Source organism: Bradyrhizobium sp. LMTR 3, from assembly GCF_001693485.1.
Classification (GTDB): Bacteria; Pseudomonadota; Alphaproteobacteria; order Rhizobiales; family Xanthobacteraceae; genus Bradyrhizobium.
In genome coordinates, this window is sequence record NZ_MAXC01000012.1 from 334,170 (window position 1) to 353,548 (window position 19,379).

The following is a 19,379-nucleotide window of genomic DNA, read 5'->3' on the forward strand; positions in this document are numbered from 1 at the left end:
TGGAATCGCTGCTTGCGACGCACAACGTCGCCGGCGGCGGGGTCACCTTTTAGCCGATTGTGACGCGAATGGAAGCGCGCTTATTGCGCATCTGCGTGACTGTGCGTGACTGTGGCATTTGAGAACATTCGCTTTGACACCAACGCAGTAGCGCTGCGGCATCATCATACTTATGATGTTCCTGGTGCACATGGAACCGTCCGTTCCGAGGTGCATTGATGTAACGGGCTGGTCGTTCCATTGGTGCTTCGATGGATCGTTTGTTGCGTTATTTCCTTAGTCAGTTCATTCGCCGCGGCACGATGAATTTCACATCCGCGACCGGGGCGAGATTTACCTGCGGGGATGGAACCGGCCGCCTGGTGTCGGCGCGGTTCCTGAGTGAGCGGACGCAACTCCGAATTCTCCTCAATCCCGAACTGGCGCTTGGCGAAGCCTATATGGACGGCTCGTTCGTGGTCGAGGACGGCTCGATCGCCGACGTGCTGGAAATCCTGCTCGGCCAGCCCGAAATGTTGCCACGCTGGGCCAAGTTGCAATGGTGGCTGCGCTATTTCAGCAGGCACGCGAGACAGTTCAATTGGCGGGGCCGGGCGAAAAACAATGTCGCCCACCACTATGATCTGGACGGTCGGCTCTATTCCCTCTTCCTCGACGCCGACCGGCAGTATAGCTGCGCGTATTTCGAAGCGCCGGATATGACGCTCGACGACGCCCAGCTCGCCAAAAAGCGTCACCTTGCTGCCAAGCTTCTCGTTGGGCCCGGCGACCGCGTGCTCGACATCGGCTCGGGCTGGGGTGGCCTTGGCCTCTACCTGGCCGAAATGACGGGCGCCCATGTCACCGGAATCACGCTGTCGTCGGAACAATTGCAGGCCTCGAATGCCCGAGCCACCGAGAAGAACCTGACGGGGTCGGCAAAATTCCTGCTGAGCGACTACCGCGATATTGCCGGCCCGTTCGACCGGATCGTGTCCGTCGGGATGTTCGAGCATGTCGGCATCGACTTCTATGAAACCTACTTCCGGCGCTGTGCCGAACTTCTCAGCGACAACGGCATCATGGTGCTGCACTCGATCGGCCGCTCCACGGGGCCTGATGTGACGAGCCCATGGATCACGAAATACATCTTCCCGGGCGGCTATATCCCCGCCCTGTCAGAGGTCATCCCCGCGATCGAGAAAGCCGGCCTTCTGGTCTGCGACATCGAAATCCTGCGGCTGCATTATGCGGAAACGCTACAGGCTTGGCGGGAGCGCTTCATGGCGCGGCGCGAAGAGGCGGTGCGCCTCTATGACGAGCGTTTCGCCCGTATGTGGGAATTTTATCTGGCGGCATCGGAAATGTCGTTCCGGAAGCAGAACCTGATGAATTTCCAGATCCAGCTCACCAGGCGGCAAGGAATTGTGCCGATGACGCGCGATTACATCACCCGGGAAGAAGCAAGGCTGCGCGGGATGGAAATCGGAAAGCAGCCGCGGCTGCAGTTGGCGGGCGAATAGGCCGCAAAGGCGGGCGGAGTCAGTTTCTCAGGCTCGAGGCGAATGGCGTGTTGGCCAATGCCGGCCGGGCGAGCTGGGCTCGCACAGCGGCAAGCAACTGGGCATCACAGGGTTCGTTACGCCGTTCCGGGCGCGAAATCTCTTCCATGGCGTCGATCAGCATCGACAGCCACAAACGCTGGGCGCTTGCCGATCGCCATCCCTGGAGTTGCTGACCCATCGCCTATTCCTTTTGGTCGGTGCAACTGGCAACTCGAAAATCGCCGGCCCGTTCCCGAGTTGGTAACCAATCCATCCTTAGCGAACAAAATCACATCCGATGTGATCTACTTCACAGAGCCGCTCGGCGGTCCGTCGTACATCTCCGGCCATGAGCCGGCAGACCTACCCAGCCCCGTTCGATTCCGACATCAGGATCGACTACGCCTTGATCGCAATCGGCGTAGCTGCCGCCCTGTTCGCGTTCGTTTATCTGATCCTGGTTTGATCAACGCTTAAGATCAGGGCGCGAAACGCCTCCTGCCTTCGAATATGTCGGCCCAAGTCGCGGCAGGGTTCAGACTCCCCTAAGATCCTGCCTGGCATTTTCACAAAAGCCGCTCCGGCGCCGCCGGACGGGCGCCGCTTTTTGGTCCAAATCCGTCAAGGGGCCAGCTCAGGATTCACACATCGCATTGTGTGAATCGGGCATAAGGCCTACTCGGACTTTCGGATCGGCTGCACGTGGCGCTTTATCGCTGCCCCACTTCCGCAAGCGACCTGACAAAACCAAAAACCTAAAGAACATTGCAAACTATGGCTCTGACTGATTCGAACGTCCTCAAGCTCGCCCCGGACGCGGGAACTCCGGCCTACCGGAGCGCGCCGCACAATATCGAGGCAGAACAGAGTTTGCTGGGCGCCATTCTGGTCAACAATGACGCGTTCTACCGGGTTTCCGACTTCCTGGAGCCGAAGCACTTCTTCGAGCCGATCCACCAGACCATTTTCGAGACCGCCGGCAGCCTGATCCGGATGGGCAAGGTCGCAACGCCCGTGACGTTGAAGACCTTCCTGCCGGCCGATACCGATATCGGCGGCATGACGGTTGGTCAGTACCTCGCGCGTCTCGCGGCCGAGGCCACCACGATCATCAACGCGCAGGACTATGGCCGCACGGTCTACGACATGTCACTGCGCCGCGACCTGATCCGGATCGGCGAGGACATGGTCAACGTCGCCTTCGATGCGCCGGTGGATTTTGCCCCGCGCGCGCAGATCGAGGACGCCGAGCGCCAGCTCTATGAGCTCGCCGAATCCGGCCGCTATGACGGCGGCTTCCAGCGCTTCTCGCAGGCGCTGACGACCGCCGTCGATATGGCGGCCAAAGCCTTCCAGCGTGACGGAAGTCTGTCGGGCATCGCCACCGGCTTACGCGACCTCGACACCAAGATGGGCGGGCTGCAGGCGTCCGACTTGATCATCGTCGCCGGCCGCCCCGGCATGGGCAAGACGTCGCTTGCCACCAACATCGCCTACAACATCGCCAAAGCGCACCGCGCCGAGGTTCAAGCCGACGGCACGATGAAGACCGTCAATGGTGGCATCGTCGGCTTCTTCTCCTGCGAAATGTCCGGCGAACAGCTCGCCACCCGTATTCTGGCCGAACAGACCAGCATCGCCTCCAGCATGATCCGACGCGGCGGCATTACCGAGGCCGACTTCGAGAAGATCCGCGATTATTCGATCGAACTGCAGTCGCTGCCGCTCTATGTCGACGAGACCGGCGGTCTGTCGATCTCGCAACTCACGGCCCGTGCGCGCCGGCTGAAGCGGCAGAGGGGCCTCGACCTGATCGTGATCGATTACATCCAGTTGCTGCAGGGCTCGGGCAAGCGCTCGGACAATCGCGTGCAGGAAGTGACAGAAATCACCACGGGCCTCAAGGCGCTCGCCAAGGAACTCAACGTTCCGATCATCGCGTTGTCGCAGCTCTCGCGTCAGGTGGAAAACCGCGACGACAAGCGCCCGCAACTGGCCGACTTGCGTGAATCCGGTTCGATCGAGCAGGACGCCGACGTCGTGATCTTCGTGTACCGCGAGGAGTATTACCTCGCCAACAAGGAGCCGCGGATCGGCACCCCCGAATACGAAAAATGGCAGCTCGATATGTCGCTGGTGCACGGCAAGGCCGAAATCATCATCGGCAAGCAGCGCCACGGCCCCACCGGAACGGTGGAAGTGCAGTTCGAGGGCCAGTTCACCCGGTTCAGCGATCTGGCGCAGGACGGCAACCAGCCGACCGGCGGCTATTAAAGCGCGGCGACGGTTGAACCGCAGCGTTCCGCCGCGTAGAACTGTGGCATGAACGTGGCCCCCGATCCCAAGTCCATGCCGCAAGGCACCCTGCTCTCGCCCGAGGCGAAGCAGGCCGCCGCGCTTGCGGCCGCAACCGGCGTGCTGACGGTCGATCTCGACGCCATTATCGCCAACTGGCGCAAGCTCGAGAAGACGGCGGTGCCGGCCGAATGCGCGGCCGTGGTCAAGGCGGACGGCTATGGCTGCGGCGCCGAACAGGTCGCGCGTGCCCTTGCGGGCGCCGGCTGCAAGACGTTCTTCGTCGCCACCCTCGACGAGGCCCGCGTGGTTCGCGCCGCGGCGCCTGCGGCCGCGATCTACGTGCTCGGCGGCTTCTTCCAGAACACCGGCGACGCCTACGCCAAGTTTGACTGCAAGCCCGTCATCGGCGACCTCAACGAACTCGCCGAATGGGACGTGTTTTGTCGCCGTTCCGGCTGGTCCGGCGGCGCTGCCATTCACATCGACACTGGCATGAACCGGCTCGGCCTCACCGTCACCGAGGCGCAGGGCATCATCCCACGCATCAATGCCGGAGATCACGGCATCACGCTCGTGATGAGCCATCTTGCCTCCGCGGAAATGCTCAACAATCCCGCCAACGCCAGGCAGCTCGCGGCCTTCCGCGAGATCGCGAGCCTGTTCTCCGGCGTCCCGGCGTCGCTCGCGAACTCGTCCGGCATCTTCCTGGGCGCCCAGTTCCAGTTCGATCTGGTGCGGCCGGGCTGCGCCCTCTATGGCATCAACCCGACGCCCGAAGCCGACAACCCGATGCAGCCGGTCGTCGAGCTGAAGGCGCGCATCGTGCAGATCCGCAACGTCGAGCGCGGCGATACCGTCGGCTATGGCGGGACCTGGACGGCGCGGCGTCCAACCAGAATAGCGGTCGTTTCCGCCGGCTATGCCGACGGGTATTTCCGCGCGGCCAGCGCCAATGACGGCACCCGAGGCGCCGAGGTGATAGTCGCCGGCAAGCGCTGCCCGATCGCGGGACGGATTTCGATGGACCTGACGGCGGTCGACGTCACTGATCTCGACAAGAATGCGGTGCGGCGCGGCCACTGGGTGACGCTGATCGGCGAAGGCATCACGGCCGACGAACTTGCCCATCATTTCGGCACCATCGGCTACGAAGTGCTGACCAGCCTCGGCAAGCGCTACGCGCGGGTTTACAAGGGCGGCAATGCCACTGCAGCCCCCCCTGCTTCGCCTCCAGCGGAGCCGGCTGCAGTTCCCACCTAGTTCTTCGTTCCAGGTGTTCCTTCGCGACGCATCTTGTCGAAGCCGTCCATAGCTTTGTCGTCCATAGCTTTCTTACCGGCCCTACCGTTTCTTCCGGCCTGCCAACACTTGCTTGCAGGTGTCGCTGAGTTGGTGTTGCTGCTTGTTCAGACATGCGACGACACGGCCGCCGCCGGGCAGCGTACCGGCGCAATATTTGTCATAGTCCGCCTTGCAGGCGCCGCGCTGCTCAACGGCTTGGGCGGCTGCGGATCCGGAGCATCCGATGGCGAGCACGAGAATGGCGAAGCGTAGTTTCGACATGGAATCTCCAACTGTCGGGCGAAGCACAGTGATGCCAGCCAGCTCTACATGAAGATCGCGACCTTCAACATTAATAATGTCAACCGACGTCTGCCGAACCTGCTGCACTGGCTGCGCGCGGCGAAGCCCGACGTCGTTGCCTTGCAGGAGTTGAAATCGACCGACTCTGAGTTCCCGATTCTGGCAATCGAGAAAGCCGGCTACGGCGCGGTGTGGCGCGGACAAAAAACCTGGAACGGCGTCGCCATCCTGGCGCGGAACACCGAGCCGGTATTGACCCGGACCGCGCTCCCCGGCGAAGGGGATGTCGAGGCCCGCTATATCGAAGCCGCCATTAACGGCATCCTCGTCACCAGCATCTATCTCCCGAACGGCAATCCGCAGCCGGGACCGAAATTCGACTACAAGCTCGACTGGTTCAAGCGACTGCGGTCCCACGCTGGCAAGCTGCTCAAGCAGGACATCCCCGTGGTGTTGGCCGGCGACTACAACGTCGCGCCGACCGAGTTCGATATCTACCCGACAAAGTCCTGGGACAAGGACGCGCTGATCCAGCCGAAGAGCCGCGCGGCGTTCAAGGCGCTGGTGGATCAAGGCTGGACCGATGCGATCCGGACGCTCCATCCGTCTAAGCCGATGTTCACGTTCTGGGACTACAAGCGCAACCGCTGGCCACGCGATGCCGGATTGCGCCTCGATCATCTGCTGCTGAGCCCGTCGATAGCGCCGCGTCTGCTCAAGGCCGGCGTCGATCGAAAGATCCGCGGGGAGGAAGGCGCTAGCGACCATGCGCCGGCGTGGATCGTGTTGAAGTAGCTCCTCGCAAGCCCTACCGCCCGAATTTCCTGCGCGCCGGACGGCGACTGTTCAGCCCTTTCGTGTGTGACCCCACGCCGCGTCCCAGTCTTCGCCCGCAGCATCGATGACGCGGCCGTCAGCCTCGAAGAACTTGTTCGGCACCTGGAAGATTGCGAGCATCAGCCCGCCTTGCGGACACCACGCGACGTGGCGGCTGCCCTCTTCGCGCCAGATGAACTCGCCGGCCTTGCATTCGATGCCCTGCGCCGGACCTTCCTTGTCGACGAGCGAGCCTTCGAGCACGTAGGTCTGCTCGATGTTGACGTGTTCGTGGTCGGGGAGCACCGCACCCGGCGCGAACCGCATCAGCGCGGTCATCAGGCCTGTCTTGCGATCGAACAGCAACGTCTTGGCCTCGCAGCCGGGAAAGCGGGTCTTCTGCCATTCCATGCTGTCCGGGCGAACCAGATGGGAATGCGTGCCTGCAGTCTGCGCATTCGCCGGCGTCGCAGCGTCCATGGCGATCCTCCGTTCTGCTTGTTTTGACGCGATCCTAGCAGCTTTGCCTCTCCCCGCCAGCCGGATATGAAAGAGAGCCCATCAAGGCATTCCAGCTCAAGGGATTTGACGTCCCGATTGAGCTTTACGTCGCCTAGTGTGGGCTGGCGGTTCTGCTGTCATCGCATAGCAGCTTCCCTTCAGCACGATCGGCTCCCTTCCGAGTGATATTTAGGCCTCGTAACCCGAGGCTGCCGGCACCATGATGTCGGCATCAGGGAATCGCGAAAGACTGCAGCGTGGGCTTCCTATTTGTCCTCATTATCGGCCTACTCGCCGGCACCATCTCAGGCATTGTCGGCACGGGCTCGTCGATCATGCTGATGCCGGTACTGGTCTATCAATATGGGCCGAAAGAAGCGGTGCCGATCATGGCGGTTGCGGCCGTGATGGCGAACTTCTCGCGCATTCTCGCCTGGTGGCGCGAGGTCGACTGGCGCGCCTGCATCGCCTATTCGGTTACGGGCATTCCGGCCGCAGCCCTCGGCGCGCGGACGCTGCTCGCGCTGCCCTCGCACGCCGTCGATATCGCGATCGGCATGTTTCTCATCGCAATGGTGCCGGTTCGGCATTGGCTGGCCCGCCATCAGCTCAAAGCGCAGCTCTGGCATCTGGCGGTCGGTGGCGCCGTTATCGGCTTTCTCACCGGCATCGTGGTTTCGACCGGGCCGCTCAGCGTGCCACTGTTTCTGTTTTACGGTCTAAACAAGGGAGCCTTCCTCGCCACCGAAGCCGCAAGCTCGCTCGGGCTTTACCTGAGCAAGTCGGTCACCTTCGAACGCTTCGGCGCGCTGACGCTGGATGTTGCGCTGAAGGGCCTGATTGCGGGCTCTTCCCTCATGCTCGGCGCCTTCATCGCCAAAGGCTTCGTGCTGCGTCTTCAGCCCGACGTATTTCGGCTGTTGATGGACGGCATCATGCTGGCAGCCGGCCTTACCCTGCTATGGACGGCATTTTCGTAAGGATTCGGCGCGCACCGCCTGAACCATTCCCCATCAGCGGCCGACCAAGTGACGCGTCTCACATCCATTCGGCAGGTGACCATAGATCAGTGCCGGGCATGGAATCGCATCACCCACGTCTGGAGAGACTGAAATGCCCAAAGGAAACATCGGCGGAATCATCGGCGCCATCGTCGCCGTCATTGTCGTCGCCATCATCGCCGCGGGAAGCTGGTACACCGTCGATCAAACCGAGCGCGGCGTGAAGCTGCGGTATGGGGCGGTCATCGGCACCGCGCAGCCGGGCCTTGGCTTCAAGGTCCCGCTGATCGACAGCGTCGAAAAGGTCAGCGTCAAGACCTTCACCTATACCTGGGACAAGATGAATTCGTATTCATACGACCAGCAGCCGGCCGACCTCAAGATCAGCGTCACCTTGCGAGCCTCGCCGGACAAGGTGGCCGATCTCTATGCCAAGTTTGGCGGGCTGGACACCGCGGTCAAACAAGTGGTCAGCCCGGCCGTCAATCAGCAGGTCAAAATCGTGTTCGGCCGCTACACGGCCGTGAAAGCGATCCAGGAGCGCGGGCCGCTGAACTCCGCGATCAAGGACGCCATCACCGCTTCGCTGAAGGACGATCCGATGATCACGATCGAAAGCGTCCAGCTCGAAAACATCGAGTTCAGCGCAAACTATCTGCATTCCATCGAGCAGCGCATGCTGGCCGAGGTCGAGGTGCAGAAGCTGCAGCAGAATGCCGAGCGCGAGAAGGTGCAGGCGCAGATTACCGTCACCCAGGCGACCGCCAAGGCCAATGCCGTCCGCGCCGAGGCGCAAGCCGCGGCCGACGCGCTGCGGCTGAATGGCGAAGCCCGCGCCACCAATATCAGGATCACCGGCGAGGCCGAAGCCGCCGCCATCGAAGCCCGCGCCAAGGCGCTCGGCACCAATCCGAACCTCGTCACGCTGGTGCAGGCCGAACGCTGGAACGGCGTGCTACCGACCACGATGGTGCCGGGCTCATCGGTGCCGTTCGTTTCGGTGAAGTGAGCGCCGAATAGTCGGGAGGGCGATACCGCGCGGAAGCGGTATCGCACTTCGCCGTTCCGATCCGGACCGCGCGGCAGGCTGACGTTCAAATTTGCTCGATGGCCTGACTGGCGCAACTATTATCCGCTATGACGCCCATCGATCGGTGGCCGCAGGTTCTCAGACGTGCCACCTTGACCGACCATACCGTGCAGGTTGCGCGGCCTGGTTCTCGATTGGGGAGAATGCGTCTTGAGCATGGTGGCAGAAGCGGCTGATGTCCCCTATCTGGGTGATCAGCGAACCGGACGAACCGCAGCCCGGCAAGACACCCTGAAATTCGCGGAAGCCGCCCTTGTCGAGAGCAAGCGTGAAGGCCTGCTGCTCGCCGTTCGCGCCCGCTGGGTCGCGCTGGCCGTCACTGCCGTTACCCTGCCGATCGTCAATCCGAACTGGGACGTGATCTACTACGTCCTGATGCTCGGCTTCTTTGCCCTGATCGGCTGGGCCCAACTCAAAGTCGGCAAGGTCGGCCGTTCGCCGCTTGAGGTTTTCCTGATCATTTGCGATCTCGCACTGCTGACCTTCCTCAGCGTCGTCCCCAATCCGTGGAGTGACGTTCACTGGCCGATCGGAATGCAATTCCGGTTCGACAGCTTCATCTATTTCTTCATCTTCCTTTCTACCGCCACCCTCGCCTATTCGTGGCGAACGGTTGTCGCGATGGGCGGATGGACCGCTGCCCTGTGGGCCATTGCCGTCGGTTGGGCGTATCTGCAGCCCGAAACCCATGCCGCGCTGTCGGAGCGCGTCCGGGAAGCTGTCGGCGCCGATGTTCGCTTGTTCGAGATCATCGATCCTTCGTCGATCGGTTTCGGCGCCCGTTTTCAGCAAGTGACGGTGTTCATCATCGTGGCCGGGATCCTGGCACTGGCGGTACGCCGTTCGAATGCGCTTCTGATCAGCCACGCCGGCATCGAACGCGAGCGCGCCAACTTGGCGCGTTATTTTTCGCCCAATGTCGTCAATGAATTGTCCGGCAATGACGAGCCGCTCACGCGCGTTCGCACGCAAGACGTCGCAGTGTTGTTCGCCGATATCGTGGGTTTCACCGCCTACGCCGACGGACGAGACCCGAAAGAGGTCATCGACACGCTGCGGCAATTCCATGAACGAATGGAAAGACAAGTGTTCCAGCACGGCGGAACGCTCGACAAATACCTCGGCGATGGCCTGATGGCGACGTTCGGTACGCCGTTCGCCGGCGATTCCGACGCGCTGAACGCCTTGCGTTGTGCGCGGGGAATGATCGCCTCGATCACCGAGCTGAACAAGGAACGGAAGGACCGCAACGAGCCGCCGATCCAGGTCAGCGTCGGATTGCACTATGGTCCAGTCGTGCTGGGAGACATCGGCCTCAACCGGCTCGAATTCGCCGTGATCGGCACCACCGTGAATGCGGCGAGCCGCCTCGAGGCCCTCACCCGCGAATTCGGATGCGCCATCGTCGTCAGCGATGTACTGGTGCGGCAGGCGCGGGCCGAATCGAACCATTCGAGCGCCGACTTCGCATTGCTTGTCGAGCAGCCGGCGCAGATCATTCGTGGTCTCGAGCAACCGGTTGGCATCTGGACGTGTGCCAACGTGGCCTCCTGATGCCCTGAAGGACGCGATGGCACTCATCGCGCCCACCGCTTCTTTTCGTGCTAAGAAGTGCCGCCACTCCTCCGACTCTGCTATTTCCCCCTCATGGCCAAATCCACCCTCTCCTTCGTCTGCCAGAACTGCGGCGCGGCGTATAATCGCTGGCAGGGCAAGTGCGATTCCTGCGGCGAGTGGAACACGCTTGCCGAGGAAGACACGACCGGCGCGACCTCGATGCCGGTTTCGGTCCGCTCGCGGCGCAAGGGCCGGACATTTGCGCTGGAATCGCTGACAGGAAAAAGCAACGACGCCCCTCGCCTGCCCTCCGGCATGACGGAGCTCGATCGCGTCACCGGCGGCGGTTTTGTCCGCGGCTCGGTGCTGTTGGTCGGCGGCGATCCCGGCATCGGAAAATCGACGTTGCTCACGCAGGCTACCAGCATGCTGGCGCGCGCAGGCCACCGCGCGGTCTATATTTCGGGCGAAGAGGCCGTCGCACAGGTGCGGCTGCGCGCCGAGCGGCTGGGTCTGGCGGACGCGCCGGTGCAGCTCGCCGCCGAAACCTCGGTGGAAGATATCGTCTCGACACTGTCGGAAGGTGCGGTGCCGCGGCTGATCGTGATCGATTCGATCCAGACCATGTGGACCGACACGGTGGAGTCGGCGCCGGGAACGGTGACGCAGGTGCGTGCCTCCGCGCAGGCGCTCATTCGTTTCGCCAAGAAAACCGGCGCTGCGATCATTCTGGTCGGGCACGTCACCAAGGACGGCCAAATCGCGGGTCCCCGCGTGGTCGAGCACATGGTCGACGCGGTGCTGTCGTTCGAAGGCGAAGGCTCGCAGCATTTCCGCATTTTGCGCGCGATGAAGAATCGTTTTGGCCCGACCGATGAAATCGGCGTGTTTGAGATGACGGGGCTCGGCCTTCGCGAGGTCTCCAACCCCTCGGAATTGTTCCTCTCTGAACGCGATCTGGGCAGCCCGGGAACCGCGGTTTTCGCCGGGATCGAAGGCACCCGCCCGGTGCTGGTGGAATTGCAGGCGTTGGTGGCGCCGACCACGCTCGGCACCCCCCGGCGGGCCGTGGTGGGCTGGGATCCGAGCCGACTGTCGATGGTGCTGGCGGTGCTGGAGGCCCATTGCGGCGTCAAACTGTCCGGCTACGACGTCTATCTAAACGTGGCTGGCGGCCTGCGAATCCAGGAGCCCGCGGCCGATCTCGCGGCGGCCGCCGCTCTGGTGTCGTCGTTGGTAAATGCGCCGTTACCGACGGACGCGGTCTATTTCGGCGAGATTTCGCTCTCGGGCGCGGTCCGGCCGGTGGCGCAGACCTCGGCCCGATTGAAGGAGGCCGCGAAACTGGGCTTTGGCCGCGCCGTTCTACCCGAATCGGCGCGCGGCGAGGTCGGCGGCGATGGGGGGCTTGCACTGAACAGCATTGGCGGACTAACCAGCCTGGTGGCCGAAATCGCGGCGCGCGGTAGCCCGAGAGGCGACCGCGACACCGGTCGCGAGGGTGCGGCAGAGAAAAATGCCACACCAGCGCGATTCCGTCGTGAAAACAGCTAAAGCGGCGTGACGCGACCGCCCCTCGCCGCTATACAACGCGCGCGAAAGGCGGGCGGGATGGCACGATTTCCGGCCTTGCGGGATACGCCGTCTGCCCCTCACTTGGGGTGACCCTGAGCCGCCGATTCGCTGCCTAAGGACTTACGAGCGGACCTGACCAGCCGATGCCGATAACGATACTCGATCTCGTCCTGCTCGGAGTGATGCTGATTTCGGGGCTGCTCGCCATGGTGCGCGGCTTCATGCGCGAGATCCTGTCGATCGCGGCCTGGGGCGCGGCGGCGCTGGTGACGCTCTACGCCTTCTCGAAGCTGCTGCCGACCGCTAAGGCCTATTTCAACAACGATACGGTCGCAGCCGTCGCGGTCGTGGCCGGCACCTTCATCGGCACCCTGATCGTCGTCTCCGTGATCACGGTGCGGATTTCGGACATGATCCTGGATTCCCGGATCGGCGCACTGGATCGCACGCTCGGCTTCCTGTTCGGGCTCGGCCGCGGGCTGCTGATCGTGGTGGTCGCCTTTCTGTTCTTTAGCTGGCTGGTCCCGGACAAGCAGCGGCCGGACTGGATCACCGGTGCAAAATCCCGCGTGGTGCTGCAGGGAACCGGGGATTGGTTAATGTCGCTCTTGCCTGATGACCCCGAGAACACCATTTTAAAGAGATTCAAGAAGAATAAACCGGAAGACGATCAAACTGACGCCGAGCAGGCAGCCCCTGCATCCGGCGATGGCTACAGCAAACCTGCCCGCGACAGTCTTAAAAAGCTGATCGAAAAACCCGCGGGCCGCTAATTCTGGCCAAATAGAGAGGCGATGGACGCGATGCAAAACCCTTCCGATCCCGCCGGGCAACTCGATCTAAATCCTGGCATCGAGTTGCAGGACGATCTCGAAGGCGACACGCTACGCGAGGAATGCGGCGTGTTCGGCATCTTCGGCCATCCCGAAGCCGCTGCCATCACGGCGCTCGGACTACACGCCCTCCAGCATCGCGGCCAAGAGGCCGCCGGCATCGTCTCCTTCGACGGCAGCCGTTTCCATTCCGAACGCCGCCTCGGCCTCGTCGGCGATACCTTCTCCCGTCGCGAGGTGATCGAGCGCCTGCCCGGCATCGTAGCGGTCGGCCATGTCCGCTATTCCACGACCGGCGCGACCATTCTGCGCAACGTGCAGCCGCTGTTCGCCGAGCTCAATGCCGGCGGTTTCGCGGTCGGCCATAACGGCAATCTCACCAACGGGCTGACGCTGCGCCGCGAGCTGGTGAAGAACGGCGCCATGATGCAGTCGACCACGGACACCGAAGTGATCCTGCACCTGGTCGCACAGTCCAAACGCAGCCGCTTTATCGACCGCTTCATCGAGGCGCTGCGCGCCATCGAAGGCGCCTATTCGCTGGTATCGCTGACCAACAAGAAGCTGGTCGGCGCACGCGATCCGCTCGGTATCCGTCCGCTGGTGCTTGGTGATCTCGACGGCTGTCCGATCCTGACTTCGGAGACCTGCGCGCTCGACATGATCGGCGCGAAATATGTGCGCGACGTCGAGCCCGGCGAAATCGTCGTATTCGACGAAGAGGGCGCCCACAGCCACAAGCCGTTTCCGCCGAAACCGCCGCGGCCCTGCATTTTCGAGTACATCTACTTTTCACGGCCCGATTCGATCGTCGGCGGCCGTTCGGTCTATGAGGTCCGAAAGGCCTTCGGCGCGCAGCTCGCCCGCGAAAGCCATGTCGAAGTCGACGTCGTGGTGCCGGTGCCGGATTCCGGCGTGCCGGCGGCGGTCGGCTACAGCCAGCATTCCGGCGTGCCGTTCGAACTCGGCATCATCCGCAACCACTATGTCGGCCGCACCTTCATCCAGCCGACGCAGAGCGTGCGCGAGCTCGGCGTGCGCATGAAGCACTCGGCCAATCGCGCCGCGATCGAGGGCAAGCGGATCATCCTGATCGACGATTCACTGGTACGCGGCACCACGTCGAAGAAGATCGTGCGCATGATGCGCGATGCCGGTGCGCGCGAGGTGCATTTCCGGCTCGCTTCGCCGCCGATCCTCTATCCCGACTATTACGGCATCGACCTGCCGGACCGCGGCGGACTGCTCGCAGCCACCCATTCGCTGGAAGAAATGCGCGATATCATCGGGGCGGACTCGCTGGCGTTCCTGTCGATCGACGGCCTGTACCGCGCTATGGGCGAACCGGGGCGCGATCCCGCCAATCCGAAATTCTCGGATCACTGCTTCACCGGCGCCTATCCGACGCACCTTACCGACCAGACTCAGGTCGAGCCGCAGCCGCGCCAGCTCTCGCTCCTGGCAGAGGCGAGCTGACAACACCCAACGGTGTCGTCCCTGCGATAGCAGGGACCGATAACCACAGGCCTTCGTTTTTCCGGATGCCATCAGTTATTGACACCTCCTCACCTCATGAGCGCCGCGGCGTATGGGTCCCTGCTTTCGCAGGGACGACGACGATGATCGAGCTACTTCAATGACCAAACCCCTCGCCTCCCGCATTGCGCTCGTGACTGGTGCCTCCCGCGGCATCGGCTATGCCACGGCGCTCGCGCTGGCAAAGGCCGGCGCGCATATCGTCGCCGTCGCGCGTACGCAAGGCGGCCTTGAGGAACTCGACGACGAGATCCGCAAAGATGGCGGCAGCGCCACGCTGGTGCCGCTCAACCTCACCGATTTCGACGGCATCGCGCGGCTCGGCGCGGCGCTGCATGAACGCCGTGGCAAGCTCGACATTCTCGTCGGCAATGCCGGTGTCGCCGGTCCCTCCTCACCGCTCGGGCATATCGAGTTGAAGCCCTGGAACGACGTGATGGCAGTGAACGTCACCGCGAACTTCCAGCTCATCCGCTGCATGGATCCGCTGCTCAAGGCCTCGGACGCCGGCCGCGCCGTGTTCGTCACTTCGGGCGCCGCCAGCAAGGCGAACGCCTATCAGGGCCCCTACGCTGCATCGAAGGCGGCGCTGGATACGCTGGTGCGCTCATGGGCCAACGAGACCGCAAGCACGAAGCTGCGCGTCAACCTGTTCAGCCCCGGCCCGATCCGCACCCGCATGCGCGCCAGCGTCTTTCCCGGCGAAGACCCGATGACGCTGGATACGCCGGAACAGGCCGCGGAATTCATCGTGCCGATGTGCGCGCCGGAATGGACCGAGACCGGCAAGCTCTATGACTACAAGACGCGTACGCTGATGAGTTTTCATCCACCGGCTTAGCGCCAACGGGCCGGTCCCGCGGCAATTCGCCAACCCCGTGCATTGGGTGAAGCTGGCCAATGTTGGGTTGCTATGTCTGCGATCGGACCAACAACCATACCTCAGCGAAAGATGGAACTTCGTTAAGGCGGATCCAGAAGTTCAAGCTGACGTCGGACGCGCGACGATAGGTGCATTGCCCGCGGTTTCGAGAAGGACTATCGCAGGACCGCTGGCAGGTTCCGAAAAGAGAGCCGGCGAACAACATTTCTGGAGGAATACCATGACGACTAGGATTGCGCGGCGCTTCGCCGCTTCCGTGGCGCTTGCCGCACTCGCCCTCGCGACGCCAGCACTGGCCCAGGACAAGACCGTCAAGATCGGCGTGCTGAATGACATGTCGAGCCTCTATGCCGACATTGGCGGCCCGAACTCAGTCGCCGCAGTCAAGATGGCCGTTGAAGATTCCGGCCTGAAGGCCAAGGGCTGGAATATCGAGGTGGTGAGCGGCGACCATCAGAACAAGCCCGACATCGGCGTGAACATCGCGCGGCAGTGGATCGATGCCGATAAGGTCGACGTCATCGCCGATACGCCGAACTCCGGCGTCGCGCTCGCGGTGAGCAATCTCGTGAAGGAAAAGAACTCGGTGTTGCTCAATTCGGGCGCGGCCACCGCCGACCTCACCGGCAAGGCCTGCAATCCCAACACCATCTCCTTCACCTACGACACCTACATGCTCGCCAACGGCACCGGCAAGGCGCTGACCAAGGCCGGCGGCGACACCTGGTTCTTCCTCACCGCCGATTACGCCTTCGGCCACGCGCTGGAGCGCGACACCGGCAACGTGGTCACCCAGACCGGCGGCAAGGTGCTGGGCGCGGTCAGGCATCCGCTTAACACTTCGGACTTCTCGTCCTTCCTGCTGCAAGCGCAGTCCTCGAAGGCCAAGGTCATCGGCCTTGCCAATGCCGGCGGCGACACCACCAACTCGATCAAGCAGGCGGCCGAATTCGGCATCGTCCAGGGCGGCCAGAAACTCGCCGCGCTTCTGCTCTTCATCAACGACGTGCATGCGCTCGGCCTGAAGACGGCGCAGGGCCTCACCTTCACCGAATCCTTCTACTGGGATCTGAACGACAAGACCCGCGAATGGTCGAAACGCTTCCAGAAGCTCTCGCCGAAGGGCTCGATGCCTTCGATGACCGTCGCTGGCCTCTATGCGGAGATCCTGCATTACCTGAAGGCGATGGAAGCGCTGGGCGGCAATCCGCATGACGGCGCCAAGGTCGTCGCCAAGATGAAGGAATTGCCGACCGACGATCCGCTGTTCGGCAAGGGCCCGCTGCGTGCCGACGGCCGCCGTCTCATTCCGGCCTATCTGTTCGAGGTGAAGAAGCCGGAAGAGTCGAAGGGACCGTGGGATTACTACAAGCAGATCGCCACGATCTCGGCGGAAGACGCCGCCAAGCCACTCGAAGCCAGCGAGTGTCCGCTGGTGAAGAAATAAGAATGTAGGGTGGGTTTAAGAATGTAGGGTGGGTTAGCGAAGCGTAACCCACCTCTTTCACGCAAGCGAGCGGTGGGTTACGCCTTCGGCTAACCCACCCTACCTTTCCTACTTTTTCAGCGTCCGCCACGCGATCGCAAGCGCGAACCCCAACAGCGCCGCCGCCAGCAGGAACGGCGCGCCCGGCAATTTCACCGGCGCCTGGTCGCTGATGAAATAGGCAAAGGTCAGCGTGAACAGGAACGGCCCCGCCATCTGGGCGATGCTGTTGACGCTGTTGGTCGCGCCCTGCAACTGGCCCTGCTGATCCGGTGCAACGAGCTGCGTCGTCAGCGCCTGGATCGCCGCGCCGGCCACGCCCCACAGCGCCATGACGGGAATGCCGGTCCAGAACAACGGCCCGGTCGGCGCCACGCCATAGATGAAGAATCCCAGCCCGCCGCAAGCGAGCCCGAGCAACAGCGCCCGGCGCTCGCCGAGGCGCGTGACGATCGGCCCGACGCCCGCACCCTGCACCACCATGGCGCACACGCCCACCAGAGCCAGCGTGAGCCCCACCGTTGTCGTGTCCCAGCCATACCGATAGGTGGCGTAGAGCACGAAGGTGGAAGGCAGCACCACATGCGCGACCTGGCCAAAGAAATTCGCCAGCGACAGGCCCGCGAGAATCCGATTCGAGCGCAACAGATGCAATGCCCCGAGCGGACTGGCGCTCTTCCAGTGGAACGGCGCGCGCCGGTCCTGTGGCAGCGACTCGGGGAGGATCAGCCAGCCGTATAGCGCGTTCGCAAAGCTCAGGCCCGCCGCGACCCAGAACGGCAGACGCGGATCCATGCCGCCGAGCAGGCCGCCGACGGCGGGGCCGAGAATGAATCCGGCGCCAAAGGCCGCGCCGATCTTGCCGAACACCGCGGCGCGCCGTTCCGGCGGCGTCACATCGGCGATATAGGCAAAGGCCGTGGAGATGCTGGCCGAGGTGATGCCTGAGATCACCCGCCCGATAAACAGCCAGGTCAGCGACGGCGCCAGCGCCATCAACACGTAATCCAGCGCCAGCCCGAAATTCGATAGCAACACCACCGGCCGCCGGCCGAAGCGGTCCGAGAGCGCGCCAAGGATCGGCGAGAACAGGAACTGCATCAGCGCCCATGCGGTGCCGAACAGGCCGAAGATCCGCGCCGCCGTCGCGGTGTCGTTGTCGACAAAACTCTCCACGATCTTGGGCAGGATCGGCAGGATCAGGCCGAGCGCGAGCATGTCGAGCAGGATGGTGACGAAGATGAAGGCCGCCGCGCCGCTGCGTACCGGCGGCCTATCGTCGGCAGCAGCGGTGGACGCCTGTTCGCTCATGAGGGCCGCTTGCGCTTGTGCGCGAACGGATTGGCCTTTTCGCGCAGCGTGATTCGGATCGGCGTGCCCGGCAGGTCAAAGGCCTCGCGCAGGCTGTTGGTGAGATAGCGCAAGTAGGATTGCGGCACGGCGTCCGCACGCGAGCAGAACAGCACGAAGCTCGGCGGGCGTCCCTTGGTCTGCGTGATGTAGTTCAGCTTCAGCCGGCGGCCCGACACTGCGGGCGGCGGGTTGGCATCGACTGCCTGCTCGAACCAGCGATTGAGCGCGGCCGTGGGCACGCGCTTGTTCCAGACTGCGTAGGCATCCTGGATTGCGGTCATCAGGCGATCGATGCCCTCGCCCAGCAAGCCGGACACGGCGACGATGGGGACACCTTTCACCTGCGGCAACCAGTGATCGGCATCGCTGCGTAGCGCCGAAATCAGATGCGGCTTGCGCTCCATCAAATCCCATTTGTTGACCGCCAGCACGATCGCCCGCCCCTCGCGCTCGATCAGATCGGCGATGCGCAAATCCTGTTCCTCGAACCGGTTCTGCGCATCCATCATCATCACGACGACTTCGGCAAAGCGCACGGCGCGCAGCGCATCCGCCACCGACAATTTTTCCAGCTTCTCCTCGATCCGCGAGCGCCGCCTTAAGCCCGCGGTATCGAACACGCGAAAGTCGCGCCCCTGCCAGGTGATCTCCACCGAAATGGAATCGCGCGTGGTGCCCGCCTCGGCGCTGGTTAACAGCCGCTCCTCGCCGAGCAGATGATTGATCAGCGTCGACTTGCCGGCATTGGGACGGCCGACGATGGCGACGCGGATCGGACGCTGGGCGAGATCCTCGTCCGATACGATATCGTCGTCGTCGAACTCTTCCCGCTCTTCAGCCGGCTCCGGCATCAGTGCGGCGAGCGCGTCGTAGAGATCGCTCAAGCCCTCGCCATGCTCGGCCGAAATCTGCACGGGATCGCCGAGCCCCAGCGCGTAGGATTCCATCGCGCCGATTTCGCCGTGCTTGCCCTCGCTCTTGTTGGCGACCAGCACCACCGGCTTGTTGGCGCGGCGCGCGAAATCGGCAAAAGCGCGATCGTTCGGCGTCAGGCCCGCACGGGCGTCGATCACGAACATCAGCGCATCGGCCAGGCCGATCGCGGCTTCGGTCTGCTCCTGCATTCGTGCCGTGAGCGAGCCCTTGGCGCCCTCGTCGAGGCCGGCGGTATCGATCACGGTGAATTCGAGATCGCCGAGACGCGCGCTTCCCTCGCGGCGATCGCGGGTGACGCCGGGCTCGTCGTCCACCAGCGCGAGCTTCTGCCCGACCAGCCGGTTGAACAGCGTCGACTTGCCGACGTTGGGTCGGCCGATGATGGCGATCGTAAAGGACATAAATGA

The 19,379-nt window shown here is 63.1% G+C and carries 17 protein-coding genes; 12 read left to right on the plus strand and 5 right to left on the minus strand.

The window, feature by feature from the left end:
- The first annotated feature begins 251 nt into the window (after window positions 1-251).
- Entirely contained in the window at window positions 252-1,502 is a 1,251-nt protein-coding gene (locus tag LMTR3_RS11135) for a cyclopropane fatty acid synthase (protein ID WP_065745077.1), read from the plus strand.
- Window positions 1,503-1,521: 19 nt separating this feature from the next.
- Here the strand turns inward: LMTR3_RS11135 and LMTR3_RS11140 are convergent, their stop codons facing one another.
- On the minus strand, window positions 1,522-1,722 hold the full coding sequence (locus LMTR3_RS11140) for a hypothetical protein (RefSeq protein WP_065745078.1): 201 nt from the start codon (window positions 1,720-1,722) through the stop codon (window positions 1,522-1,524).
- Between the two features lie 575 nt (window positions 1,723-2,297).
- Here LMTR3_RS11140 and LMTR3_RS11145 point away from each other — a divergent pair.
- Together LMTR3_RS11145 and alr are read left to right on the plus strand one after the other, a co-directional pair.
- Window positions 2,298-3,797 (plus strand): replicative DNA helicase, encoded by a 1,500-nt coding sequence (locus LMTR3_RS11145; protein ID WP_065745079.1) that lies wholly within the window; start codon window positions 2,298-2,300, stop codon window positions 3,795-3,797.
- Window positions 3,798-3,845: 48 nt separating this feature from the next.
- The gene (gene alr, locus LMTR3_RS11150; protein ID WP_141686559.1) at window positions 3,846-5,081 is read left to right on the plus strand and encodes an alanine racemase; all 1,236 of its coding nucleotides are present in this window, start codon (window positions 3,846-3,848) and stop codon (window positions 5,079-5,081) included.
- Between the two features lie 81 nt (window positions 5,082-5,162).
- On the opposite strand, the gene LMTR3_RS11155 is transcribed toward alr, so the two are convergent.
- Window positions 5,163-5,384 carry a cysteine rich repeat-containing protein gene (locus LMTR3_RS11155; protein WP_065745080.1) on the minus strand — a complete coding sequence of 74 codons (222 nt, stop codon included), beginning with the start codon at window positions 5,382-5,384 and terminating at the stop codon, window positions 5,163-5,165.
- A 48-nt stretch (window positions 5,385-5,432) separates the two neighbouring features.
- On the opposite strand from LMTR3_RS11155, the gene LMTR3_RS11160 reads away from it, so the two are divergent.
- Window positions 5,433-6,200 carry an exodeoxyribonuclease III gene (locus LMTR3_RS11160; RefSeq protein ID WP_065745081.1) on the plus strand — a complete coding sequence of 256 codons (768 nt, stop codon included), beginning with the start codon at window positions 5,433-5,435 and terminating at the stop codon, window positions 6,198-6,200.
- A 51-nt stretch (window positions 6,201-6,251) separates the two neighbouring features.
- Here LMTR3_RS11160 and LMTR3_RS11165 read toward each other — a convergent pair whose 3' ends face one another.
- On the minus strand, window positions 6,252-6,701 hold the full coding sequence (locus LMTR3_RS11165; RefSeq protein WP_057846393.1) for a cupin domain-containing protein: 450 nt from the start codon (window positions 6,699-6,701) through the stop codon (window positions 6,252-6,254).
- 278 nt (window positions 6,702-6,979) lie between these two features.
- Here LMTR3_RS11165 and LMTR3_RS11170 point away from each other — a divergent pair, with 278 nt between their 5' ends.
- From LMTR3_RS11170 to LMTR3_RS11205, 8 genes are all read left to right on the plus strand, one after another.
- Window positions 6,980-7,702: a sulfite exporter TauE/SafE family protein gene (locus LMTR3_RS11170; protein WP_065745082.1), complete on the plus strand. Its 723-nt coding sequence runs from the start codon at window positions 6,980-6,982 to the stop codon at window positions 7,700-7,702.
- 133 nt (window positions 7,703-7,835) lie between these two features.
- Window positions 7,836-8,732, plus strand: a complete 897-nt coding sequence (locus LMTR3_RS11175) for a prohibitin family protein (RefSeq protein ID WP_065745083.1) — start codon at window positions 7,836-7,838, stop codon at window positions 8,730-8,732.
- A gap of 237 nt (window positions 8,733-8,969) precedes the next feature.
- Window positions 8,970-10,367, plus strand: coding sequence for an adenylate/guanylate cyclase domain-containing protein (locus LMTR3_RS11180; protein ID WP_065745084.1), 1,398 nt, complete (start codon window positions 8,970-8,972; stop codon window positions 10,365-10,367).
- A 93-nt stretch (window positions 10,368-10,460) separates the two neighbouring features.
- Window positions 10,461-11,924 carry a DNA repair protein RadA gene (gene radA / locus LMTR3_RS11185; RefSeq protein ID WP_065745085.1) on the plus strand — a complete coding sequence of 488 codons (1,464 nt, stop codon included), beginning with the start codon at window positions 10,461-10,463 and terminating at the stop codon, window positions 11,922-11,924.
- A gap of 164 nt (window positions 11,925-12,088) precedes the next feature.
- Complete coding sequence (locus tag LMTR3_RS11190; protein WP_065745086.1) at window positions 12,089-12,718, plus strand: CvpA family protein; 630 nt, start codon at window positions 12,089-12,091, stop codon at window positions 12,716-12,718.
- Between the two features lie 30 nt (window positions 12,719-12,748).
- Complete coding sequence (gene purF, locus LMTR3_RS11195) at window positions 12,749-14,254, plus strand: amidophosphoribosyltransferase (protein WP_065745608.1); 1,506 nt, start codon at window positions 12,749-12,751, stop codon at window positions 14,252-14,254.
- A gap of 160 nt (window positions 14,255-14,414) precedes the next feature.
- A complete protein-coding gene (locus LMTR3_RS11200; RefSeq protein WP_065745087.1) occupies window positions 14,415-15,155 on the plus strand; it encodes an SDR family NAD(P)-dependent oxidoreductase in 741 nt (246 codons plus the stop codon).
- A 262-nt stretch (window positions 15,156-15,417) separates the two neighbouring features.
- Entirely contained in the window at window positions 15,418-16,644 is a 1,227-nt protein-coding gene (locus LMTR3_RS11205; RefSeq protein ID WP_065745088.1) for an ABC transporter substrate-binding protein, read from the plus strand.
- Window positions 16,645-16,752: 108 nt separating this feature from the next.
- Here LMTR3_RS11205 and LMTR3_RS11210 read toward each other — a convergent pair whose 3' ends face one another.
- Both LMTR3_RS11210 and der read right to left on the minus strand, forming a co-directional pair.
- Window positions 16,753-17,994: a TCR/Tet family MFS transporter gene (locus tag LMTR3_RS11210; RefSeq protein WP_084029533.1), complete on the minus strand. Its 1,242-nt coding sequence runs from the start codon at window positions 17,992-17,994 to the stop codon at window positions 16,753-16,755.
- A complete protein-coding gene (der, locus tag LMTR3_RS11215) occupies window positions 17,991-19,373 on the minus strand; it encodes a ribosome biogenesis GTPase Der (protein ID WP_065745089.1) in 1,383 nt (460 codons plus the stop codon). The genes LMTR3_RS11210 and der overlap by 4 nt, the downstream gene beginning before the upstream one ends.
- Window positions 19,374-19,379: the final 6 nt, after the last annotated feature.